Source organism: Brevibacterium casei CIP 102111 (genome assembly GCF_900169275.1).
Lineage (GTDB): Bacteria > Actinomycetota > Actinomycetes > Actinomycetales > Brevibacteriaceae > Brevibacterium > Brevibacterium casei.
On sequence record NZ_FXZC01000009.1, the window covers coordinates 30941 to 53225 of the forward strand.

Below are 22285 nucleotides of genomic sequence, written 5' to 3' on the forward strand. Positions count from 1 at the left end.
ACCAGCGGCGGTAGACCAGCGGCGACCCAGTGACAGGCTCGGCCGCGTCAGCTCAGCGGCGACCCCGGCTCGGCGACGGCCCAGCGGCGGGCTCAGCGGCGGCCCAGTGACAGGCTCGGCCGCGTTAGCTCAGCGGCGGCCCTGCGACAGCTCAGCCGCGCCGCCTCAGCGGCGGCGGCGCGAGGTGCCGAAGATGCCGCGGGCGATCTCCCTGGCCGCAGTCCGGGTGAACTGCTTGAACGCGGAGGAGTTGACGACCTGCGAGAAGAGGTTCTCCTCCTTCTTCTCGGGAGCCTTCGACTGCGACCGCGGTGCCGGATCCTCGGGGAACGGGACCTTGTCTGCCGAGCCTGCGGCCCCCGACTCGGCGCCTGCGGACCCCGACTCGGCGCCTGCTGTGCCCTGCCCGGCGGCCTTGTCCTCGGCCTCCTTCGCTGCGGTTCCGCCTTCGAGACGGGCGGTGAGGATCTCACGGGCGGACTCGTTGTCGATCGCAGTGCCGTACTTCTTCTGCTGCGGGGAAGCGGCCACGGCGGCACGGACCTCGTCCTCGCTCATCGGGCCGATCTTCGACTCCGGGGCGCGCATCCGGGTCGGGGCAACGGGAGTCGGGGCGCCGTCGGGATCCATGACGGTGACGACGGCTTCGCCGATGCCGAGCGAGGTGAGCAGCTCCTCGAGGTCGTAGTCGGATTTCGGGAAGGTCTGCACCGTGGCCTTGAGCGCCTTCTGGTCATTGGGCGTGTGCGCTCGCAGCTGGTGCTGGATCCGGGAGCCGAGCTGGGCGAGGACGTCCTCGGGGACGTCCTTCGGCGTCTGCGTGACGAAGAAGACGCCGACGCCCTTCGAGCGGATGAGGCGCACGGTCTGAGTCACCGACTCGAGGAACGCCTTCGACGCGTCGGCGAAGAGGAGGTGGGCCTCGTCGAAGAAGAAGACGAGGGAGGGCTTGTCCGCATCGCCGACCTCGGGCAGATCCTGGAAGAGGTCCGCGAGCAGCCACATGAGGAACGTCGAGAAGAGCGCGGGGGACTGGCTGAGCTTCTGCAGCTCGAGCACGGAGACGATGCCCGCGCCGTTCTCGTCGACGCGGAGCAGGTCGGCGGTGTCGAACTCGGGTTCGCCGAAGAAGACGTCGCCGCCCTGCGCGGAGAGTTCGGCGATCTTGCGGAGGATGACGCCGACGGTCGCCTTCGATGCCCCGCCGATGCCCTCGAGCTCGGCCTTGCCCTCATCCGAGGTGAGGTAGGTGAGCACCGCCCGGAGGTCGGAGAGGTCGAGGAGCGCGAGACCGGCCTTGTCCGCGTAGTGGAAGACGAGGGAGAGGACCGATTCCTGGGTGTCGTTGAGTTCGAGGACCTTCGAGAGCAGGATGGGCCCGAACGAGGTCACGGTCGCCCGGATCGGAGTCCCGAGTCCGGAGTCGCCGAGGGTGTAGAACTCCGTCGGGTTCGCCTTCGGGTCCCACTCCTGACCGGCGGCCTCGAGGCGCTTGGTGAGCTTGTCCGAGGGCACCCCGGGCGCCCCGATGCCCGAGAGGTCGCCCTTGATGTCGGAGGCGAAGACGGGAACGCCCGCGCGGGAGAGCTGCTCGGCGAGGACCTGGAGGGTGACGGTCTTGCCGGTGCCGGTGGCCCCGGCGACGAGTCCGTGCCGGTTGAGCATCGAGAGTGGAATCGAGATGGGTACGTCCGGTGCCGGGGTCTCCCCGTCGAGCGCCACCCCCAGGTCGAGGGTGGCGCCGTCGAAGGTGTATCCGGTCTTGAGCGTGTCGATCGCCTCAGTCGTCATGGCCCAATCTTCGCACGAACTCCGCGTGGAGTCTCGTGTCCGGACCCAACTCCGGATGGAAGCTCGCGCCCCAGACGTCTCCCTGCCGGACGAGGACCGCGGTCCCGCCGTGACGGGCGAGCACCTCGGCGCTTCCGGTGTCGACGATCTGCGGGGCACGGATGAACGTGCCGTCGAAATCCGGGGTCATCCCGGTGATCGTCAGGGGAGCGACGAACGACTCCCGCTGCCGACCGTAGGCGTTGCGGGCGACCGTGATGTCGAGCCCGCCGAGGCGGTCGAAGCCTGCCAGCGAATCATCGGTGAGGCGGTCGGCGAGGAGGATGAGTCCGGCACAGGTGCCGAAGACCGGCAGACCGTCCCGGATCCTCTCGCCGAGGCGGCCGAAGAGTCCCGTGGGGGCGGCGAGCCTGACCATGGCGCTCGACTCCCCGCCGGGCAGGACGATCCCGTCGAGTCCGTCGAGGTGCTCGGGGCGGGTGACCTTGCGGGTCCCGACCCCCAGGGAGCCGAGCACGCTCAGGTGCTCGCGGAACGCTCCCTGGAGGGCGAGGACGCCGACCGTCACCATCCGCGCTCGGCGAGGCGGTGCGGGGCGGGGACGTCGGCGACGTTGATGCCGACCATGGCGTCGCCGAGACCGCGGGAGGCGGCGGCGACGGCGGCGGGATCGTCAAAGTGGGTCGTCGCCTCGACGATGGCCTTGGCGCGGGCCTCGGGGTTGCCTGACTTGAAGATGCCGGAGCCGACGAAGACGCCGTCGGCGCCGAGCTGCATCATCATCGCGGCATCGGCCGGGGTGGCGATGCCGCCGGCGACGAAGGTGACGACGGGGAGGCGGCCGAGGCTGGCGACCTGCTTGACGAGCTGGTACGGGGCGGCGATCTCCTTCGCTGCGACGTAGAGCTCGTCCTCGCTCTTGGCGCCGAGTGCCCGGATCTCGGAGTTGATCGTGCGCAGGTGGCGCATCGCCTCGGAGACGTCGCCGGTGCCTGCCTCACCCTTCGAGCGGATCATCGATGCGCCCTCCTGGATGCGGCGCAGCGCCTCGCCGAGGTTGGTCGCCCCGCAGATGAAGGGGACGGTGAAGACGGACTTGTCGATGTGGTTGACGTAGTCGGCGGGGGAGAGGACCTCGGACTCGTCGATGTAGTCGACCCCGAGGCTCTCGAGGATCTGCGCCTCGACGAAGTGGCCGATGCGGGCCTTGGCCATGACGGGGATGGAGACGGCGTTGACGATCGAGTCGATGAGGTCGGGGTCGGACATCCGAGCGACACCGCCCTGGGCGCGGATGTCGGCGGGGACCCGCTCGAGGGCCATGACGGCGGAGGCACCGGCGGCCTCGGCGATGCGGGCCTGCTCCTCGTTGACGACGTCCATGATGACGCCGCCCTTGAGCATCTGGGCGAGTCCGGTGTTGAGCAGGGTCTGTGTCTCGGTCATTGCTGTGCCTTCGCTTCGCTTCTGTCGCACGGGTGCCCAGGGGGACGGGCACCGTGGATGGGTGGGACAAGGGTTTGTCTGCACGTCGGCCGCCGACGCGTCCACTCCAGGCTAGAGCTCAATGTGGCCCATACGGAGAGCCAGAATCCATCGAGAAGTTTGGGCCAGTAGTGGGTAGCATGGAGCCATGCCCGCACTTCCGCGCTCGACCCGTGAGTCCCTCGGCATCGCACTCGACCACGACTCGCCGCTGCCCGACCAGATCGTCACCGGGATCCGGGCCCTCGTCGCGCGCGGGGAGCTGCGGCCGGGAGAGCCCGTGCCTGCGAGTCGGAAGCTTGCCGGCCACCTCGGCGTCTCCCGCGGGACGGTCGAGACCGCGTATGCCCAGCTCGCGGTCGAGGGCTACCTCCTCACGCGGGAACGGTCGGCGACGATCGTCGACCCCGACCTCCCGGCGGCGCTGCTGCGGCGGGCGCAGGCCCCCGCACCGCCCACGGTGCCCCGGCGACCGCCTCGGCGGCTCATCGATCTGCGCCCCGGTCACGGCGGCGACGACCCCTTGCGCGATCCCGCGTTCCGCAAGGCCTGGCGGGATGCTCTCGACGTCGACCCGGGCACGACCGATCCGCTCGGACAGCCGGGTGCCCGCTGGGCGATCGCCGATCATCTCCGTCTGCTCCGGGGGATGAGCGTCGACCCGAACGACCTCATCGTCACCAGCGGCTCGCGCGACGGGCTGCGGCTGCTCTTCGCGTCGGGACTCGGCGGGCCGATCGGCGTGGAGAACCCCGGGTTCCCCGGGCTGCGGCTGGCGATGGCCGACCGCGAGCTCATCCCCTTCGACGTCTCCACCGGTCTCGACATCGGCGCGCTCGCGGGCCTCGAGGGCAGGGTCGCGGCGATCGTCGTCACCCCCAACCATCAGTTCCCGCACGGGACGACGATGCCGTTGAGCACGCGCATCGCGCTGCTGACGTGGGCGGCAGAGGCGGGGGTCGTCGTCATCGAGGACGACTACGACAGTGAGGCACGGTTCCAGCGCACCGCGGTGCCCACGCTCTTCGATCTGGCCGGGTCGATGGAGCTCGACGTCGACCTCGTCCACATCGGCACATTCTCGACCCTGCTGACCACCGCTGTCTCGACCGGGTACGTCGTCGCCCGCGGCGGGCGGTTCGGGACGGCGATGGCCGAGGTGCGTACGTCGTGGGGACCGGCGATCGCACCCGTGCTCCAGTCCGCGGTGGCCGGCTACCTCGAGTCGGGTGGCCTGCGGCGGCGCATCGCCCGGGGGCGTCGTCGTCTGCGGGCCGCCGAGGCGGTCGTCGCCGAGGTCGGAACTCTGCCCGGACTCGTCCACGAAGGCAGGACGCTCGTCATCGAGACGAGCGCGCGGGAGGCGAGGAGGCTGCAGAGTGAGCTGCTCGAACGCGGTATCCGGGTGGCATCGCTCGCCGACGGCTGGAGCGGTGACAGCGCGGTCCGTCACGGCATCGTCCTCGCGCACTCGAACGTCGAGGCGAGCGTCCTGCGGCGGGTGCTCGGGGAGATCAGGGAGCTCGGCGACGGCGGTGCGTGACATGAGACCGGCGACGCTGCGCGGGTGGGAGGCGAGGCTGCCCCGGGTCAGGCCGCGGGGACCTGCGGCGCTCTGAGGAGTCCGCCGCAGAGCCGATAGGATCGAAGCATGATCAAGCCCGTGTACGTCGTCGACGGAATCGTCAAGCTCCTCGCCGCGGTAGCCCTGCTCGTCTTCATGCCCGGACTCCGGGACTTCTTCCTCGCCCCGACGTGGATCGTCATCACCGCGGCGGTCCTGCTCTTCCTCAGTTCGGCCACGGAGATCTCGTACGGCGTGAGCAAGGGTGCGAGAACCTACTTCATGCACGTCATGCTCGCCGACTCGGCAGTCATCGTCGCGGTCGTCGTCGGAATCATCCTCGCCGCCGCGGAGAATCCTGCCGGCGGCTACATCCTCTTCGGCGTCCTCGCCCTCGTGTCGCTCGCGATCGCGATCGTCTTCACCACCGGCGCCAACGGCCCCGACTTCGCGGAAGAGGCCTGATCCGGCGCGCCTGTCTTACCCCAGACGCTCGGTCACTCACGCCCGTCGCGCACCCGAGGTCGTCGCCCACCCCGCTCACTCAAGGCGCAGCGCAGATCGCAGGGGTTCCTCGGCCGGCGATCCGCGCTGCGCCTTGACCGAGCGGCAGTGGCGGCTGGGCGCGTGGCTATCCGCGCTCCGGCTTGACCGAGATTGCGCGGCACGGTGGTGGCCCGCGATGAGTGGCAGCCCACGGAGATCGCTCGCGCACATCCCTCACTCAAGGCGCAGCGCAGATCGCGGGGGTTCCTCGGCCGGCGATCCGCGCTGCGGCTTGACCGAGCGGCGGTGGCGGCTGGGCGCGCGGCGATCCGCGCTGCGCCTTGACCGAGCGGCGGTGGCGGCTGGGCGCGCGGCGATCCGCGCTGCGCCTTGACCGAGGCGCGGTCGGCGCCCTGAGGAATCAGCGGTTGAAGGCGATCGCGGCCCGGTAACCGGCGGGAACGCCCTCGACGAGGTCGTGGATGTCGACGTCGGGGTGCGGTGACTGCGGCGTCTCACCCGAGCCGATGTAGTCCATGCCGGGATCCCGAGCGAGACCGGTGCTCAGCGCCTTGAGGAATGCCTCCTTGCGCGCCCACACGCGCACGAAGGCCTCAGGCAGGTCCGCCTCGGCGAGGGATTCGAGCTCCTCACGTTCCCGAGGCTGGAGCAGCGTCAGCGCTTCGGCGGCGACGGCGTGGTCGGGCACGGCCTCGAGGTCGACGCCGACCGGATCCTCGGCGACGGCGATGAGGACGAGCCTGCGCGCCCGCGTGACCGAGAACTCGCCGTCGTCGATGCGCGGCTTTCCCGCCGAGTCGAGGCGGATCTCGATCTCCGCGGGATCCACGTCGAGGACCGACCCGAGGACGTGGCGGAGGACGACGCGACCGGCCGCCCAGGTCAGGGCCGCCTCGGCGTCGAACTCCTTGGCATAGTTCTGCTCCTGCTCGGTGAGCACTGAGGCGATCGCCTCCTCGGTGCGCGCCCATGAGGCAGCACCGGCCGTATCGGCGAGGACGAACGTAGCGGGAAGATCGGTGGGGAGAACGGTGAAGTCGGGGTGCATCGGGAGGTTCAGCGGCCTGACCTCTCGATCTTCTTCAGGCGGCGGCTGAGCACGAAGATCCGCACCGAGCCGATGATGCCTGCCACGAAGATGCCGCCGATCGCCGCGAAGAGCATCGCGACGCCGAGGGGAAGCTGGAACTGCCAGCCGAAGTACTGGAAGTCGGCGGGCACGTTGTTCTGGAGGATGAAGATGAGGAGGAGGACGACGATGGCCGCGCCGAGGATGAGTGAGATCCACATGCCAGCGGACATTCCGCCGCGCTGCTCCTTGGTGCGCGAGGTCCCCGTCGGCGACTGCCGGACAGGACTCTGACCGGCAGTCGTCTCCTGCGTCGGCGCGTGGCCGGACGGCGCCTGTCCGTTCGGCGCCTGTCCGGCCGGTGACTGTCCGGCAGGCGTCTGGGACTGGCCGAGCAGCGCATCGGTCTCGGCGAGCAGCTCTTCGGGCGTCTGGGAGCGTCCACGGGGGTCTTGAGAACTCATGGGCCCATCATAGATGCTGATGGGCCCATGAGTCAGTGGTGCGACGCGAGTCAGTGGTGCGACGTGAGTCAGTGGTGCGATGCGAGTCGCGGGTGTGCTGTGGCCTGCCTCAGACCTTCTCGCTCAGCGTCGCGACGATCCGGTTGAGGGTCTCGGACGGACGCATCGCCGCTTCGGTCTTCGCATCGTCGGGGTTGTAGTATCCGCCGAGGTCGACCGGCGACCCCTGGACGGCGAGCAGCTCGGAGGCGATCGTCTCGGCGTTCTCCTCGAGTTCGGCTGCGACCGGGGCGATCGCGGCGGCGAGCTCGGCGTCCTCGGTCTGCTTCGCCAGCTCCTGCGCCCAGTAGAGGGCGAGGTAGAAGTGACTGCCGCGGTTGTCGATCTCGCCGACCTTGCGCGAGGGCGATTTGTTCTCCTCGAGGAAGCGTCCCGTCGCGGCGTCGAGGGTGTCGGCGAGGACACCGGCCCGAGCGTTGCCGTGGACGTTGAACTCGTGCCGGAACGACTCGGCGAGGGCGAGGAATTCACCGAGCGAGTCCCACCGCAGGTGGTTCTCCTCGACGAGCTGCTGGACGTGCTTGGGTGCGGAACCGCCGGCACCCGTCTCGAAGAGTCCGCCGCCGGCGATGAGCGGGACGACGGAGAGCATCTTCGCCGAGGTGCCGAGCTCGAGGATCGGGAAGAGGTCCGTGTTGTAGTCGCGCAGGACGTTGCCGGTCACGGAGATCGTGTCCTTGCCCTCACGGATCCGGTCGATCGAGAACTGGGTCGCATCGACGGGGTTGAGGATCCGGATGTCGAGGCCCTCGGTGTCGTGATCGCCGAGGTACTCCTCGACCTTCGCCTTGAGGTTGCGGTCATGCGCGCGGGTCTCATCGAGCCAGAACACGGCGGGGGTGTTCGACAGGCGGGCCCGGGTGACGGCGAGCTTGACCCAGTCGCGGACGGGGATGTCCTTCGTCTGGCACGCGCGCCAGATGTCACCGGGGGCCACCTCGGTGCTCATGAGGACGTCACCGGCGGAGTTGCGGACCTCGACGACGCCGGCCTGCTCGATCTCGAAGGTCTTGTCGTGGCTGCCGTACTCCTCGGCCTTCTGGGCCATGAGGCCGACGTTGGGGACGGTGCCCATCGTCGTCGGGTCGTACGCGCCGTTGGCACGGCAGTCGTCGATGACGGTCTGGTAGATGCCGGCGTAGGAGGAGTCGGGGATGACGGCCAGCGTGTCCTGGGTCTGGTCGTCCTTGTCCCACATCTTCCCGCCCACGCGGATCATCGCCGGCATCGAGGCGTCGACGATGACGTCGGAGGGCACGTGGAGGTTGGTGATGCCCTTCGCGGAGTTGACCATGGCGAGTGCCGGACCATCGGCGAGACCCTTCTCGATGCCGGCGCGGACACCCTCGGCCACCTCGGCGAGCAGCTCATCGAGGCCGGCGAGGATCGCGGCGAGGCCGTTGTCGGGGGTGAGCCCCGCCTCGGCGAGGGCGTCGCCGTACTCGGCGAAGACCTCGGGGAAGAACGCCTCGATGACGTGGCCGAAGAGGATGGGGTCGGAGACCTTCATCATCGTCGCCTTGAGGTGGACGGAGAAGAGGATCCCCTCGTCCTTGGCGCGCTGGATCTGCGCGCGGAGGAATTCGTCGAGGGCGGCGACGTTCATCTTCGTCGCATCGACGACCTCGCCGGCGAGCACGGGCAGGGAGTCCTTGAGGACGACCTCGTCGCCGGATTCGGTGACGAGCACGATGCTCAGCGTGTCATCGGCGTCCATGACGACGGACTGCTCGTTCGCGCGGAAGTCGTCGGCACCCATCGTCGCGACGTTCGTCTTCGAGTTCGGCGACCATTCGCCCATCGAGTGCGGGTGCTTCTTCGCGTAGTTCTTCACGGCCTCGGGTGCGCGGCGGTCGGAGTTGCCCTCGCGCAGCACCGGGTTGACGGCCGAACCCTTGACCTTGTCGTAGCGGGCCCTGACGTCCTTGTCCTCGTCCGTCTCGGGCTCCTCCGGGTAATCGGGGAGGTCGTAGCCCTGGGACTGCAGCTCGGCGATCGTGGCCTTGAGCTGGGGGACGGAGGCGGAGATGTTGGGGAGCTTGATGATGTTCGCTGCCGGGGTCTTGGCGAGTTCGCCGAGCTCGGTCAGCGCGTCGGCGACCTGCTGGTCGGCGGGGAGACGATCGGCGAACTGGGCGAGCACACGGCCGGCCAGGGAGATGTCCCGGGTCTCGACGTCGACGCCCGCCGAGGTGGCGAAGGCTTCGATGATCGGCTTGAGTGAGTACGTCGCCAGCAGCGGCGCTTCATCGGTGCGCGTGTAAATGATTTTGGCCATGGTGATGGACTGCTCCGAATCGTCGTGGGGTTTGACCTCACCATCCTACCGTTTGGTCTCTTCGCCCCGTTCGGTCGTTCCGCCGAGGCGCTCGCGCCTGTGAGCGCGGTGACTCGCCCTCTCGCCGAGGTGGTCGGAGGCGTACGTGCGATCGTGTGGTCCCAGCCCGGCTGTGCCCTCTCGCCGAGGCGGTCGGGCCCGCAGTGCGATCGCGGCCTCCCGCCGGGGTGCGTGCGCGGCGGCGACGGTAGAGTGTCGTCGGCACGCACGCGCGGGACCGCGCGGCAGCACGCAGGAATACCGCAGCACGCAGGAACACAGCACGCCGGAATACAGCACGCCGGAATACAGCACGCCGGGGCTTGCGCGGCAGCAGATTCGACAGATGGGGGACCAGGTGGCCAAACTCTACTTCCGCTACGGGGCGATGAACTCGGGCAAGTCGACGGCGCTGCTCCAGGCCGCCTTCAACTATGAGGAGCGCGGGCAGCGGGTGCTGCTGGCCAAACCCGACATCGACACGAAGGGCGCCGACGAGATCGTCTCCCGCCTCGGCGTCACCCGCGCCGTCGACTTCCTCATCCCCGCAGGCGCCGATGTCGAGCTCATCTACCGCGAGCACGCCGACTACGTCGACCACGACGCCCTCATCGAATCGATCGACGCCCCCAAGGCCCCGGTCGCGTGCCTCCTCATCGACGAGGCGCAGTTCCTCGAACCCGAGCAGGTCGACTCGCTCATGCGCATCGCCACCGACGCCTCGGTGCCGGTGATGTGCTACGGCATCCGCACCGATTTCCGCACCCGGGCCTTTCCTGGCTCGGCGCGCCTGCTCGAGATCGCCCACACCCTCGAAGAGCTCAAGACCATCTGCCGCTGTGGGAGGAAGGCGATGTTCAACGGCCGCCTCGTCGACGGGCGGTTCATCTTCGACGGCGATCAGGTCGCCATCGACGGCAACGCCGTGACCTATGAATCGCTGTGTCCGCGCTGTTATCTGCGCTATTCCGACGGTAGGCTGTTGGCGTGACCGGCGCTCCGGCGCGATCCCGTTGACCTGCGAGTTCACCTGCGACGACCGTCGACGCTCCAGAGAGGACTGTCGACGACCGCTGATCCCGACCCGACGAGCTGATCCCGACCCGACGATGAGGAGCCCTCATGCGCATCGCCCTGCACGCCTTCAACGACAACCCCGGATCTCCTGTCCTCGTCTTCGGCGATGCCCTCGGCACGCGCGTCTCGCTGTGGGCGGCCGTGGCCTCGCGCCTCGTCGATGACCACCAGATCTACCTCTCCGACCTGCCCGGACACACGTTCCCGGTGTCGAAGCAGGAGCTGAGCACCGACTTCACGATCTCCGACCTCGCCGCCGGCCTCGTTCAATCGCTCGAGGACCACGGCGTCGAGTCGTTCACGTACTGCGGTGCCTCGATCTCCGGCGGGATCGGTCTCACTCTCGCCCTCGAACACCCGCAGAAGCTCACCGGTCTCATCGCGTGTTCGACGGCGACGAAGTTCGGCACCGATGTTTCGTGGGCCGAGCGGATCACCGAGGTCGAGAACGACGGCACGCAGTCCCTGCTGCCCGACACCGCCGACCGCTGGTTCGCCGCGGGCTTCCTCGAGGAGGACATCGCGACGGGGCCGGCAACGCTCACCGACCTCGCGACCATCGACGACGCCGCCTACATCGCCTGCTGCCGTGCGCTCGCGCTCTACGACCTCACCGGCAAGCTCGGCGCGATCACGACGCCGACGCTCTTCCTCGCCGGCTCGCAGGACCCCGGTTGTACGCCCGAGGCGATGGGGGAGATGCGCGACGCCGTCGACGGCTCGGAGCTCGCGGTCGTCCCCGACTCCGCGCATCTGCTCATGGCCGAGCACCCCGAGATCGTCGCCGACCGTATCCACTCGTTCCTCGCCTCCCGCTAAGGGCGACTGCTCAGCATCCTGAGCAGGGCGAGTACGCCGCTCGATAGCGCGTCGAACCCGCCCGATAGCGCGTCGACGCCGCCCGATAGCGCGTCGACGCCGCCCGATAGCGCGTCGACGTCGCTGAGAGGGCGACGGGCCCGCCGAGACCGCGACGGCCCCGCCGATAGGGCGACGGCCCCGCCGGTAGGGCGACGGCCCGACCGCGACGGCCCCGCTCGTGGCGTCGGCCGGGCCTCACACCGACAGCCTCATCCCCGCCCGAGCATGATCCCGCGCGTCACCCCCGGTTGCTACGATGACAGGGACAGCTGTAGTCCAGCCGGCTCGCCGAGGAGCTCACCGTGAACGAGAACCAGACCACGCCGATGTCGACCGAGATCGCGGAGAAGTCACCGGGAGAGCGGGCCCCGGGGTTCCCGCTCAAGACCGTGCGGATCCGGTGGACCGGCTTCTTCCTCGGCCTCATCCTCTCCACGCTCGTCTACGCGATCATGCCCGACTCGGTCGCCCACGACGCGAGGCTCACCGCCGGGGTCGCCGTCCTCATGGCCGTGTGGTGGATGACCGAGGCCCTGCCGATCCCGGCGACCTCACTCGTCCCCCTCGTCGCCTTCCCCGTCTTCGGCTCCGAGATCGAGATGGCCGACGTCGGCGCCTCCTACGGCAACCCGATCATCTTCCTCTTCCTCGGCGGATTCCTCATCGCCCTGTCGATGCAGCGGTGGAACCTCCACCGGCGCATCGCGCTCTTCACCCTCAGCCTCATGGGCAACAGGCCCGGCCCGATGATCGCGGGGTTCATGATCGCCACCGGGTTCATGTCGATGTGGGTCTCGAACACGGCGACGGCCGTGATGATGCTGCCGATCGGCATCTCCGTGCTCATGATCGTCGCCAAGGTCGTCGGATCTGCGATCACCCCCGCCGAGGCGACCGACCGGTCCGACTCGAAACGGTCGTCAGCGACAACCGAGGGTTCGGCTCCCGACGCCGGCACTGGTGCTGACACTGGCACTGGCGCTGACACTGCCTCCGGCGCCGATTCGGGCCCCGACTCCGAGGTGGGCCTCGGCCACGTCGTGAAGTCGAACTTCGGCACCGCGCTCATGCTCGGCATCGCCTACGCCGCCTCGATCGGATCGCTCGGCACGATCATCGGCACCCCGCCGAACACGTTCCTCGTCGCCTACCTCAAGGACAACCACGACATCTCGATCGGCTTCGGACAGTGGATGCTCGTCGGCGTCCCCCTGGCCGTGGTGATGATGGCGATCGCATGGTTCCTCCTCGTCAAGGTCCTCTTCAAGCCCGAGATCGACGAGATCCCCGGCGGCCGCGAACTCATCCGCGAGGAGCTGGCCAAGCTCGGCCCGATGTCGACGGGCGAGAAGCTCGTCCTCGGCATGTTCGTCCTCGCCGCGGTCAGCTGGATCACGATCCCGCTCATCTTCGAGGACCCGCCCATCAGCGATGAGGGCATCGCCATGGTCATCGGCCTCCTCCTCTTCCTCATCCCCGGAGGGGCGAACCGCGGCGTCCGCCTCCTCGACTGGGAGACCGCGGAGAAGCTGCCGTGGGGCGTCCTCCTCCTCTTCGGCGGTGGTCTCGCCCTCTCCGCACAGTTCTCCTCCTCGGGCCTGACCGAATGGATCGGCGAGGCCTCCGCCGGCCTCGGGGTCCTGCCGCCCATCCTCATCGTCGCCGTCTTCGCTGCGATTATCCTCTTCCTCACGGAGCTGACGTCGAACACGGCGACGGCCGCGACGTTCATCCCCGTCGTCGGCGGAGTCGCGCTCGGCCTCCAGCTCGACCCGCTGCTCCTCACGATCCCCGTCGCGCTCGCGGCGACCTGTGCGTTCATGCTGCCGGTGGCCACCCCGCCCAACGCCGTCGCCTACGGGTCGGGGTACGTGACGATCGGGCAGATGGTCAAGGGCGGCATCTGGCTCAACCTCGTGGGCATCGTCCTCATCACCGCGACGGTCTTCCTCCTCGCCGTTCCCGTCTTCGGCATCATGATGTGACGCTTCATGAGGTGAGACGAGCATCTTTCAGGCAGACTTGTGACCATGGCTGAACTCTTCACCCCGATGACGCTGCGCGGACTGACGATCGAGAACCGGATCTGGCTCGCTCCCATGTGCCAGTACTCGTGCGAGGCCGAGGACGGCATGCCCGGCAGCTGGCACCTCGTCCATCTCGGAGCGCGCGCGACCGGCGGATTCGGGCTCATCCTCACCGAAGCCTCGGCGGTCGTTCCCGAGGGCAGGATCTCCCCGCAGGACGCCGGGATCTGGAGCGACGACCACGCCGCGGCGTGGACGCCCGTCGTCGACTTCGTCCACTCGCAGGGGACCCCGATCGGCATGCAGCTCGCCCACGCCGGACGCAAGGCGAGCACCTACCGGCCCTTCGACGGCAACCCGCGCGGCACCGTTCCCGAGTCGGAGGGCGGATGGCAGCCGGTGGGCGCGAGCCCGATCGCCTACCCCGGGTACACCGAGCCGACGGAGATGACGGAGGACGACATCGCCGAGGTGGTCGCCGCCTTCGCCGCGGCCGCGAAACGCGCCGTCGGGGTCGGCTTCGACCTCGTCGAACTCCATGCCGCTCACGGCTACCTCCTCCATTCGTTCCTCTCCCCGCTGTCGAATCAGCGCACCGATCGCTACGGCGGTGATCTCGAGGGACGCTCCCGTCTGCTCGTCGAGACCTACGACGCCGTGCGTGCGGCCGTGGGTGAGGATGTCCCCGTGTTCGTCCGGCTCTCGGCGAGCGAATGGACCGAAGGGGGATTCGACATCGCCGAGGCGGTCGAGGTCTCCCGTGCCCTCGACGCCCGCGGGGTCGACGTCATCGACGTGTCCTCGGGCGGAAACGTTCCCGTGAAGGTCCCCGTGGGACCCGGCTATCAGGTGCCGCTGTCGGCGGCGATCAGGGACGCGGGCGCGACGACGGCGACCGTCGGCCTCATCACCGAACCCGGTCAGGCGGAGACGATCCTCGCATCAGGCCAGGCCGATGCGATCCTGCTCGCCCGTGTGGCCCTGCGCGAACCTGCGTGGCCGCAGCGGGCGGCCCATGAACTCGGCGAAGAGCCGGGGCCGTATCCACCGCAGTATGTGAGGGGCAGATGGTGAACACGATCGAGACAGAGCACGTCGTCGTCCGTTGGATCTCCGTGTCGGAGATGGAGAACAACGTCTATCTCATCACGGCGAAGGAGACGGGGGCTCAGGTCCTCATCGACGCCGCCGACGACATCGACGCGATCGAGGAGCTGCTTGGTGCCGGAGCCGAGGACACGAGCGCGACACCGGTCCTGCAGGCGATCATCACGACGCATCGCCACTGGGACCACATCCGCGCCTTGCCGGCGGCAGCGAAGAGGCACCCGGATGCGATGACGATCGCCGGGGCCGCCGATGCCGCGGCGATCGCCGAGGCCAAAGGGGTGGAGATCGCGCACACCGTCGAGCACCTCGACGTCGGTGACTTCGGCGGGTTCGTCCTCCAGGCAATCGCCCTGTGCGGACACACGCCGGGATCGATCGCCCTGCTGCTGCGCGACGGGGGAGAGACGATCCTCTTCTCCGGGGATTCGCTCTTCCCCGGCGGACCCGGCAAGACGTGGTCGCCGGAGGACTTCACCTCGCTCATGGACGACCTCGAGGAGCGGGTCTTCGACCAGCTGCCCGATGACACGCAGGTGCTGCCGGGACACGGCGCGCCGACGACTCTCGGTGCCGAGCGCGGTCAGTTGGGGGAGTGGCGCGAACGCGGCTGGTGACCGGAACCTGATCGTCAGTACTCCCCGGCACCCGATCTCAGGGCAGGGTCACCAGCGCGGCACGGCCATGAAGCCGAGGATCGCCCAGACGATCGCGACGGCCAGCGCTGCGATCACCGGCACATTCCACACCTGGGTGATCGTGCGCTCTCCGCGAGGGTTGGCCAGCTGCGCCTCGTTCAGGCGCGCATGGTGGTCGAGGACGGTGTCGACCGCGGGACTCGGCTCGTCGACGAGTCGGCGGATCCCGTGGGCGTCCTTCTCCATCTTCTTGCCCCGACCCGCGAGCGGCCACGATGAATAGCTCTTCTCGTGTGTGCGCACGCTCAGTCCGAAATGGGTGTCGAAGCCGTCGACGAGGTTCCACGGCACAGTGATCGTGGTGAGCGGGTTGACGAGGACGATCTCCTGCGGTCGCAGTTCGACCCGGGGGTGCCGGTAGAGCGCCCAGACGCCGACGAAGAGCAGCACCGGGATCCCTGCGACGGCGAGGCCGCGAAGGGTGAAGTCGCCGACAACGATCGAGCCGATGCCGATCGCCGCGACGGCCGCTACGAGGACGAAGAGGACGGTCGATCCCGTCGTTCTCACGATTCGGGTCTCGTCGGGTCCGATCTCACTGTTTGCCATCCGAACATCCTATCCACTGAGACCCGAGGGTCGATCACTGTGGCCTGGGTCTCGAAACGGTAACGATTCGAGATATGGCTCACATTGTGGACTCAGTCACAGTGACGTGTGAATTAACTTTGAGGCAATCCATGCAGAAGCATGAACGAGGTCACATTCCCGATGGCGGGCCGTGTGACCGCAGCGCATCCCGAATCCGGGAGGCGAGCACGTGGGCGCGAGCCCAGAGAACAACAAGGAGAGAACGTGAACAAGCGCTTCCTCGCAGCCGGTGCCTCAGTTGCCGCAGCAGCAATGGTGCTTTCTGCCTGCACCCCTCCCGGTGGTGGCAATGACGATCAGGCCTCGGAGAACTCGATCCTCAACATCGGGTGGAACGAGTCCTTCCGTTCGATGAACACGATGACGGCCAACGGCAACGCGGTCTCGAACGCCATTCTCACCTACATGATGAATGACAACTTCAAGTACTACGACGAGAATCTGGAGTTGCAGGACGGCTCACTCGGCTCGGTCGAGCGGGTCTCCGAGGATCCGCTCAAGGTCAAGTACACGTTCAACGACAACGCGAAGTGGTCGGACGGCACGCCGGTCGACGCCGCGGACCTCGCTCTCACCTGGGCGGGCACCTCGGCGAACTTCAACACGGTCGACTCGAACAACAACGACGACGGCACCGTCAAGGAGAACGACGAGAGCACCGTCTACTTCGACTCCTCGTCGATCGGCCCCGCTCTCATCAAGGACTTCCCCGAGGTCTCCGAAGACGGCAAGGAGATCACCTTCGAGTACTCCAAGCCCTTCGCCGACTGGGAGCTCACCTTCGGCGTCGGCGCCGACGGCGTCGGCGTGCCGGCGCACATCGTCGCGAAGAAGGCGCTGGGAGAGGAAGACCCTGCCGCGGGCAAGCAGGCCATCCTCGACGCGATCAAGAACAAGGACACAGCAGCCCTGTCGAAGATCTCGAATGTCTGGAACACCGGCTTCGACTTCACCTCGATGCCCGACGACGAGGACCTCCTCGTCCACAACGGCCCGTACAAGATCACGGACTTCCAGGAGGGCCAGTACATCACGGTCCAGAAGGACGAGAACTACTCGGGTCCCGTCAAGCCCAAGGTCGACACCATCACGGTGCGCTACAACGGCGACCCGATGGCGATGGTGCAGGCGGTCGAGAACGGCGAGGTCGACATGACCCAGCCGCAGGCGACCGCTGACGTCCTCTCCGCCGCCGAGGGCATCGACGGCGTCACGGTCGACGCCGCTGACGGTGCGACCTACGAGCACGTCGACTTCACCTTCGACAACAACGGTCCGTTCGATCCGAAGTCCTACGGCGGCGACGAGGAGAAGGCGAAGAAGGTCCGGCAGGCCTTCCTCAAGACGGTTCCCCGCGCGGAGATCGTCGACAAGATTATCAAGCCGCTCAACGAGAACGCCGTGGTGCGCGATTCCTTCACCCAGGTGCCCGGTTCGCCGATGTACGACGGCATCGTCAACGGCAACGGGATGAAGGCCGACTACTCGGACGTCAACACCGACGAGGCGAAGAAGCTCCTCGACGAGGTCGGCGGCGAGATCAAGCCCGTGCGCATCATGTACGACAACACGAACTCGCGTCGTCAGCAGGAGTTCCAGCTCATCAAGGAATCGGCTGAGAAGGCCGGCTTCAAGATCGAAGACGTCGGCGACGTCAACTGGGGCACCCGCCTCGGCGACGGCACGTACGATCTCTCGCTCTTCGGCTGGCAGTCCGAGGACACCGGAATCACCTCGAGCGATGCGAACTACCGGACCGGTGCGCAGAACAACTACGGCGGGTACTCGAACGAGAAGGTCGACAAGATCCTCGACGAGATGCTCACCGCTGACGAAGCGAACGCCGAGAAGCTCTCGATCGATCTGGAGAAGCAGCTCACCGACGACGCCTTCGGTGCTCCGATCTTCCAGTTCCCGGAGCTGACGATCTACAACGACAGCGTCAAGAACGTGAAGTCGACGTCCGTGTCGCCGACGATGTTCTGGAACTACTGGGAGTGGGAGAAGAACTGATTCGCATCTGATGCGATCGGCTTCTCACCTTCTCAGCTGCTGTGGGGATCACATCAGTGATCCCCACAGTGGCGTGCTCGCACAGACGGAATCGGACACACCATGATCAAGTTCATTCTCAGACGTCTCCTGTCGACGGTCATCGTTCTGCTCGTCGTCACGTTCGTCCTCTATCTCCTGCTCAACGTCGCCCTCGACTTCTTCTGGGACCTGCGCTCGAGCACCTCCCCGAACATCGAAGCACTCTATGAGTCCCGTATCAGGCTCCTCGATCTCGAGACACCCGCGGTCGTCCGCTACTTCAAGTGGCTCGCCGGTGCCAGCGGATGCCTCATCGGCCAGTGCGACCTCGGCATCGCGTGGAAGAGCGGTCAGGAAGTCACCTACCTGCTCCAGGGCGCGATCATCAACACGATCAAGCTCATCACGGCCTCGACGATCGTCGCCATCATCCTCGGCATCGCCGTCGGCATGATCTCGGCCATCCGCCAGTACTCGGGCTTCGACTACTTCATCACCTTCGTCTCGTTCCTCCTCTACTCGCTGCCCGTCTTCTGGGTCGCGGTTCTGCTCAAGCAGTACGGGGCGATCGAGATCAACAACTTCATCAATGATCCGACACTGGACAGCTGGTGGCCGATCATCATCTTCTGCCTCGCGATGGGCCTGTTCTGGATGGGCGCACTCGGCGGGGGCAAGAAGCGGCGGATCATCACCTTCGCCGCCGCGACGCTCGTCACCTTCGGCACGATCTACTACATCCTCGCGAGCGGGTGGCTGCAGCAGCCGACCATCGGAGTCGTCGGCGTCGTCGTCATCGGCGTCGGTGCGGCGATCGTCATGACGTTCCTCTCGACGGGTTTGAAGAACAAGCGCGTCCTCTACGCCACACTCACGTGCGCCGTCATCGGAGCCCTCATCTACATGCCGCTCCAGTACCTCTTCTACTACCAGGAGATGAACTGGCTGTGGATGTTCGGCCTCCTCGTCGTCGCCATCGGCGTGGCCATCGGCGTCGGCCTTGCCTTCCGCGGACCCGACCCGTGGGACACCGCGCGCACGACGGTCTTCACGACGCTCATCATCGCCGTGACGATCTTCGCCGACCGCGTGCTCCAGGGCTGGTCGGAGTACTCGAGAAGCCCCGCGATCAACAACCGTCCGATCGCGACGATCGGGGCCTCCGCACCGAACGTCAACGGCGATTTCTGGATCACGAACCTCGACTCGTTCACCCACCTCCTCCTGCCGTCGATCGCCCTCGTCCTCATCTCCTTCGCGTCGTACACCCGCTACACCCGCGGGTCGATGCTCGAGGTCATGGGACAGGACTACATCCGCACCGCGCGGGCCAAGGGACTCAACGAGCGCACCGTGATCATGCGCCATGCGCTGCGCAACGCGCTTCTGCCGCTCGCCTCGATCATCCCCGTCGACGTCATCACGATGATCGGCGGTGCGGTGATCACGGAGACGATCTTCGGCTGGAACGGCATGGGCAAGCTCTTCATCGACTCGATGAATCGCGCTGAGCTCGACCCGATCATGGCCTACATCCTCATCACGGGCCTCCTCGCCATCATCGCCAACCTGGTCGCGGACTTCCTCTACGCCGTCCTCGACCCGAGAATCCGAGTGAACGCATGAGCATCGACGACAAAGAACAGAGCCCGATCGCCACCGACAGCGTCGGTGAGAACGCGATCGAAGCCAAGGAGACCGAAGGCCTCTCGCAGGGGAAGATCGTCTTCCGGAAGTTCCTCCGGCACAAAGGCGCGATGGTGGGACTCATCGTCCTCTTCCTCGTCACCGTCTTCGCCTACTCGGCCCAGGGCATCGGCCCGATCCCGGGCTGGTGGATCTTCAACCACACGGCCTCCAATCCGATCGTCAATCCGGGCGGCGCGCCGACGTGGACGCTGCAGAACTTCTTCTCCCCGGGAGAGCACCCGTTCGGTCAGGATGAGATCGGCCGGGACAACTTCGCCCGCGTGATGAAGGGCACCCAGATCTCCATCATGGTCATGCTCATCATCGGCATCGTGGCGCTCATCATCGGCACGATCGTCGGCGCGCTGGCTGGTTACTACCGGGGTTGGGTCGACTCACTGCTCATGCGCGTTACCGACGGCTTCATCATCCTTCCCGTCATCGTCGTCGGCGCCATCCTCGGCAAGCTCGTCTCGGGCACCGGAGGCGCGATGCTCGGACTCGTCCTCGGCGCGATCCTCTGGACCGGCCTGGCGCGACTCGTCCGCGGTGACTTCCTCTCCCTGCGCGAACGCGAGTTCGTCGACTCCGCCCGAGTCGCCGGCGCGAGCGACTTCCGGATCATGTTCAAGCACATGCTCCCGAACGCGATGGGCGTCATCATCGTCAACACGACGCTGCTGATGAGCCAGGCGATCGTCCTCGAGGCGTCGCTGAGCTTCCTCGGCTTCGGCATCTCTCCGCCGGACATCTCACTCGGGCAGCTCATCAGCGAATACCAGACCTCGTTCGCGACCCGCCCGTGGCTGTTCTGGTGGCCCGGTCTCTTCATCATCGTCATCGCTCTGTGCGTGAACTTCATCGGCGACGGTCTCCGCGACGCGTTCGACCCCCGCATGAAGACGATCCCGAGCTGGCGGAAGATGAAGAAGGCCGAGCGCATGGCGAAGAAGGGGGACAAGTGATGACCGAGCAGAACACGACTGAGTCGACCACCGGTGCGAAGTCACCGATCCTCGACGTCAAGGACCTCGGAGTCCACTTCTGGGTGAGCGACGAATGGTGGATGGCAGCCGAGGGACTCACGTACACGGTGAATGCGGGCGAAGTGCTCGCGATCGTCGGTGAGTCCGGTTCCGGCAAATCGCAGTCGAGCATGTCCCTGCTCGGTCTGCTGCCGAGCAACGGCCGGGCCACCGGCTCGGCGAAGCTCGGCGACAAGGAGCTCATCGGGATGCCGCAGGAGCGGATGCAGCACATCCGCGGCAACGACATCTCGGTGATCTTCCAGGAGCCGATGACCGCGCTCAACCCGGTCTACACGGCGGGCTTCCAGATCATGGAGACCCTCCGCGTCCACCTCGACATGGGTCCGAAGGAGGCGAAGGAGCGCGCTCTCGAGCTCATGCGCCTCGTCGAGATCCCGGAACCGGAGGAGCGGTACAACTCGTTCCCCCACCAGCTCTCGGGCGGTCAGCGCCAGCGCATCATGATCGCGCAGGCGCTTGCGTGCCAGCCGAAGCTGCTCATCGCCGACGAGCCGACCACGGCGCTCGACGTCACGGTGCAGGCGGAGATCCTCAAGCTCATGCGCGAGCTGAAGTCGAAGCTCGATGCCGGCATCATCCTCATCACGCACGACATGGGCGTGGTCGCGGACATGGCCGACCGCATCATCGTCATGCGTTCGGGCAAGGTCGTCGAGTCGGGGACGGCGGATGAGATCTTCTACAACCCGCAGCACCCGTACACGAAGCAGCTCCTCGAAGCCGTGCCCCACCTCGGCACCGAGATCGAAGGGCAGGCGTTCGGTACGGATCTCCACGACGTCGAGGAGGCCATCCACGAACTCGAGGAGACCTTCGCGGACGAGTCCGGGGGCGACGATCTCGGCGCCGGATCGGTGGCCGACAACGATGCCGAGGCCACTGCCGTGTCGACGGGGGAGGCTTCGCATCCTCACATAGAGATGGATTCGACGGAGACCTACTACCATCCTGGGTCGCAGGCGGACTTCTCGCAGCCCTCGGCACTCCAGCTGCGGGATGCGGCGATCGAGTACCCCGCGGTCGGGCGGAAGAAGGCGTTCCGCGCCGCTCACCACATCAACCTCATGATCGCTCCCGGTGAGGTCGTCGGCCTCGTCGGCGAGTCGGGATCGGGCAAGACGACGATCGGCCGCGCGGCCCTCGGCCTCCTGCCCACCGTCGAAGGCGACATGGTCGTCAACGGCAAGAGCATCAAGGGGCTGACCAACAAGCAGATGCGGCCGCTGCGCAAGGAGGTGGGGATCGTGTTCCAGGACCCCGGCTCCTCGCTCAACCCGCGCCTGCCCATCGGCGAGTCGATCGGCGAACCCCTCTACCTCCACGAGGGGATGAAGGGTCCGGCGCTCAACAAGCGCGTCGAGGAGCTCCTCCACGCGGTCGAGCTGCCGACGTCGATGCGCAACCGCTACCCGCACGAGCTCTCGGGCGGTCAGCGTCAGCGCATCGGCATCGCCCGTGCGCTCAGCCTGCGGCCGAAGCTGCTCATCGCCGATGAGCCGACCTCGGCGCTCGACGTCTCCGTCCAGGCGAAGGTCCTCGACCTCTTCGAGAGCCTCCAGGCGCTCTACGGGTTTGCGTGCCTCTTCATCAGCCACGATCTCGCTGTCGTCGAGCGCATCGCCTCCCGCATCGCCGTCATGCGGCACGGGTACCTCGTCGAGATCGGGCAGGCCTCGCAGGTCGTGGCCAACCCGGTCCATCCCTACACGCAGCGCCTGCTCTCCGCGGTTCCGGTTCCGGATCCCAAGGAGCAGCGCAAGCGCCGGGAGGCCCGCGACGCCGTGCTCGAGGCGACGATGAACGCCTGAGCAGGACCGCCTCGGCGTCGGTGCCGGGGATGGCAGTCTCCGCGAGGCGGATCCGGTTCGATCTCAGCTCTGATGTCGAACCGGATC

At 67.2% G+C, this 22285-nt stretch carries 18 protein-coding genes; 11 read left to right on the forward strand and 7 right to left on the reverse strand.

Features of this window, described 5'->3' with window-relative positions:
- Positions 1-165 precede the first annotated feature (165 nt).
- The 3 genes from BC102111_RS16125 to pdxS are packed head-to-tail and all read right to left on the reverse strand — an operon-like array spanning position 166 to position 3237.
- Complete coding sequence (locus BC102111_RS16125; RefSeq protein ID WP_101624842.1) at positions 166-1791, reverse strand: helicase HerA-like domain-containing protein; 1626 nt, start codon at positions 1789-1791, stop codon at positions 166-168.
- Positions 1781-2362 carry a pyridoxal 5'-phosphate synthase glutaminase subunit PdxT gene (gene pdxT, locus BC102111_RS16130; protein WP_101624843.1) on the reverse strand — a complete coding sequence of 194 codons (582 nt, stop codon included), beginning with the start codon at positions 2360-2362 and terminating at the stop codon, positions 1781-1783. The genes BC102111_RS16125 and pdxT overlap by 11 nt, the downstream gene beginning before the upstream one ends.
- Complete coding sequence (pdxS, locus tag BC102111_RS16135; RefSeq protein WP_101624844.1) at positions 2356-3237, reverse strand: pyridoxal 5'-phosphate synthase lyase subunit PdxS; 882 nt, start codon at positions 3235-3237, stop codon at positions 2356-2358. Before pdxS ends, pdxT begins: the two co-directional genes overlap by 7 nt.
- 187 nt (positions 3238-3424) lie before the next feature.
- On the opposite strand from pdxS, the gene pdxR reads away from it, so the two are divergent.
- Positions 3425-4819 (forward strand): MocR-like pyridoxine biosynthesis transcription factor PdxR, encoded by a 1395-nt coding sequence (gene pdxR, locus BC102111_RS16140; protein WP_101624845.1) that lies wholly within the window; start codon positions 3425-3427, stop codon positions 4817-4819.
- Positions 4820-4927: 108 nt separating this feature from the next.
- Positions 4928-5305, forward strand: a complete 378-nt coding sequence (locus tag BC102111_RS16145) for a hypothetical protein (RefSeq protein ID WP_101624846.1) — start codon at positions 4928-4930, stop codon at positions 5303-5305.
- A 442-nt stretch (positions 5306-5747) separates the two neighbouring features.
- On the opposite strand, the gene BC102111_RS16150 is transcribed toward BC102111_RS16145, so the two are convergent.
- The 3 genes from BC102111_RS16150 to BC102111_RS16160 all read right to left on the reverse strand — a co-directional run bounded on the left by BC102111_RS16150 (position 5748) and on the right by BC102111_RS16160 (position 9218).
- Positions 5748-6395 carry a 4'-phosphopantetheinyl transferase family protein gene (locus BC102111_RS16150; RefSeq protein WP_101624847.1) on the reverse strand — a complete coding sequence of 216 codons (648 nt, stop codon included), beginning with the start codon at positions 6393-6395 and terminating at the stop codon, positions 5748-5750.
- A gap of 8 nt (positions 6396-6403) precedes the next feature.
- Positions 6404-6880, reverse strand: a complete 477-nt coding sequence (locus tag BC102111_RS16155) for a LapA family protein (RefSeq protein ID WP_101624848.1) — start codon at positions 6878-6880, stop codon at positions 6404-6406.
- 109 nt (positions 6881-6989) lie between these two features.
- Positions 6990-9218: an NADP-dependent isocitrate dehydrogenase gene (locus BC102111_RS16160; RefSeq protein ID WP_009375146.1), complete on the reverse strand. Its 2229-nt coding sequence runs from the start codon at positions 9216-9218 to the stop codon at positions 6990-6992.
- Positions 9219-9615: 397 nt separating this feature from the next.
- Between BC102111_RS16160 and BC102111_RS16165 the strand changes: the two genes are divergently transcribed.
- The 5 genes from BC102111_RS16165 to BC102111_RS16185 all read left to right on the forward strand — a co-directional run bounded on the left by BC102111_RS16165 (position 9616) and on the right by BC102111_RS16185 (position 14946).
- Complete coding sequence (locus tag BC102111_RS16165) at positions 9616-10248, forward strand: thymidine kinase (RefSeq protein WP_101624870.1); 633 nt, start codon at positions 9616-9618, stop codon at positions 10246-10248.
- A 131-nt stretch (positions 10249-10379) separates the two neighbouring features.
- Positions 10380-11153, forward strand: a complete 774-nt coding sequence (locus tag BC102111_RS16170; protein WP_095375795.1) for an alpha/beta fold hydrolase — start codon at positions 10380-10382, stop codon at positions 11151-11153.
- A 368-nt stretch (positions 11154-11521) separates the two neighbouring features.
- Entirely contained in the window at positions 11522-13180 is a 1659-nt protein-coding gene (locus BC102111_RS16175; protein ID WP_081590947.1) for an SLC13 family permease, read from the forward strand.
- Positions 13181-13225: 45 nt separating this feature from the next.
- Positions 13226-14296, forward strand: coding sequence for an NADH:flavin oxidoreductase/NADH oxidase (locus BC102111_RS16180; protein WP_180960667.1), 1071 nt, complete (start codon positions 13226-13228; stop codon positions 14294-14296).
- Positions 14290-14946: an MBL fold metallo-hydrolase gene (locus BC102111_RS16185; RefSeq protein ID WP_009375155.1), complete on the forward strand. Its 657-nt coding sequence runs from the start codon at positions 14290-14292 to the stop codon at positions 14944-14946. The genes BC102111_RS16180 and BC102111_RS16185 overlap by 7 nt, the downstream gene beginning before the upstream one ends.
- Positions 14947-14994: 48 nt before the next feature.
- On the opposite strand, the gene BC102111_RS16190 is transcribed toward BC102111_RS16185, so the two are convergent.
- Positions 14995-15576 (reverse strand): hypothetical protein, encoded by a 582-nt coding sequence (locus tag BC102111_RS16190; protein WP_009375157.1) that lies wholly within the window; start codon positions 15574-15576, stop codon positions 14995-14997.
- 246 nt (positions 15577-15822) lie between these two features.
- Between BC102111_RS16190 and BC102111_RS16195 the strand changes: the two genes are divergently transcribed.
- From BC102111_RS16195 to BC102111_RS16210, 4 genes are all read left to right on the forward strand, one after another.
- Positions 15823-17631 carry an ABC transporter family substrate-binding protein gene (locus tag BC102111_RS16195; protein ID WP_009375159.1) on the forward strand — a complete coding sequence of 603 codons (1809 nt, stop codon included), beginning with the start codon at positions 15823-15825 and terminating at the stop codon, positions 17629-17631.
- 102 nt (positions 17632-17733) lie between these two features.
- Positions 17734-19278, forward strand: a complete 1545-nt coding sequence (locus BC102111_RS16200) for an ABC transporter permease (RefSeq protein WP_009375162.1) — start codon at positions 17734-17736, stop codon at positions 19276-19278.
- Positions 19275-20306 (forward strand): ABC transporter permease, encoded by a 1032-nt coding sequence (locus tag BC102111_RS16205; RefSeq protein WP_009375163.1) that lies wholly within the window; start codon positions 19275-19277, stop codon positions 20304-20306. The genes BC102111_RS16200 and BC102111_RS16205 overlap by 4 nt, the downstream gene beginning before the upstream one ends.
- A complete protein-coding gene (locus BC102111_RS16210; protein ID WP_009375165.1) occupies positions 20306-22198 on the forward strand; it encodes an ABC transporter ATP-binding protein in 1893 nt (630 codons plus the stop codon). The genes BC102111_RS16205 and BC102111_RS16210 overlap by 1 nt, the downstream gene beginning before the upstream one ends.
- The last annotated feature ends 87 nt before the right edge of the window (positions 22199-22285 follow it).

Excerpts from the sequence above, each read along its gene's own strand:
- BC102111_RS16125 (WP_101624842.1), bottom strand. The coding sequence starts at position 1,791 with ATGACGACTGAGGCGATCGACACGCTCAAGACCGGATACACCTTCGAC.
- pdxT (WP_101624843.1), bottom strand. The coding sequence starts at position 2,362 with ATGGTGACGGTCGGCGTCCTCGCCCTCCAGGGAGCGTTCCGCGAGCAC.
- pdxS (WP_101624844.1), bottom strand. The coding sequence starts at position 3,237 with ATGACCGAGACACAGACCCTGCTCAACACCGGACTCGCCCAGATGCTC.
- pdxR (WP_101624845.1), top strand. The coding sequence starts at position 3,425 with ATGCCCGCACTTCCGCGCTCGACCCGTGAGTCCCTCGGCATCGCACTC.
- BC102111_RS16145 (WP_101624846.1), top strand. The coding sequence starts at position 4,928 with ATGATCAAGCCCGTGTACGTCGTCGACGGAATCGTCAAGCTCCTCGCC.
- BC102111_RS16150 (WP_101624847.1), bottom strand. The coding sequence starts at position 6,395 with ATGCACCCCGACTTCACCGTTCTCCCCACCGATCTTCCCGCTACGTTC.
- BC102111_RS16155 (WP_101624848.1), bottom strand. The coding sequence starts at position 6,880 with ATGAGTTCTCAAGACCCCCGTGGACGCTCCCAGACGCCCGAAGAGCTG.
- BC102111_RS16160 (WP_009375146.1), bottom strand. The coding sequence starts at position 9,218 with ATGGCCAAAATCATTTACACGCGCACCGATGAAGCGCCGCTGCTGGCG.
- BC102111_RS16170 (WP_095375795.1), top strand. The coding sequence starts at position 10,380 with ATGCGCATCGCCCTGCACGCCTTCAACGACAACCCCGGATCTCCTGTC.
- BC102111_RS16175 (WP_081590947.1), top strand. The coding sequence starts at position 11,522 with ATGTCGACCGAGATCGCGGAGAAGTCACCGGGAGAGCGGGCCCCGGGG.
- BC102111_RS16180 (WP_180960667.1), top strand. The coding sequence starts at position 13,226 with ATGGCTGAACTCTTCACCCCGATGACGCTGCGCGGACTGACGATCGAG.
- BC102111_RS16185 (WP_009375155.1), top strand. The coding sequence starts at position 14,290 with ATGGTGAACACGATCGAGACAGAGCACGTCGTCGTCCGTTGGATCTCC.
- BC102111_RS16190 (WP_009375157.1), bottom strand. The coding sequence starts at position 15,576 with ATGGCAAACAGTGAGATCGGACCCGACGAGACCCGAATCGTGAGAACG.
- BC102111_RS16200 (WP_009375162.1), top strand. The coding sequence starts at position 17,734 with ATGATCAAGTTCATTCTCAGACGTCTCCTGTCGACGGTCATCGTTCTG.
- BC102111_RS16205 (WP_009375163.1), top strand. The coding sequence starts at position 19,275 with ATGAGCATCGACGACAAAGAACAGAGCCCGATCGCCACCGACAGCGTC.
- BC102111_RS16210 (WP_009375165.1), top strand. The coding sequence starts at position 20,306 with ATGACCGAGCAGAACACGACTGAGTCGACCACCGGTGCGAAGTCACCG.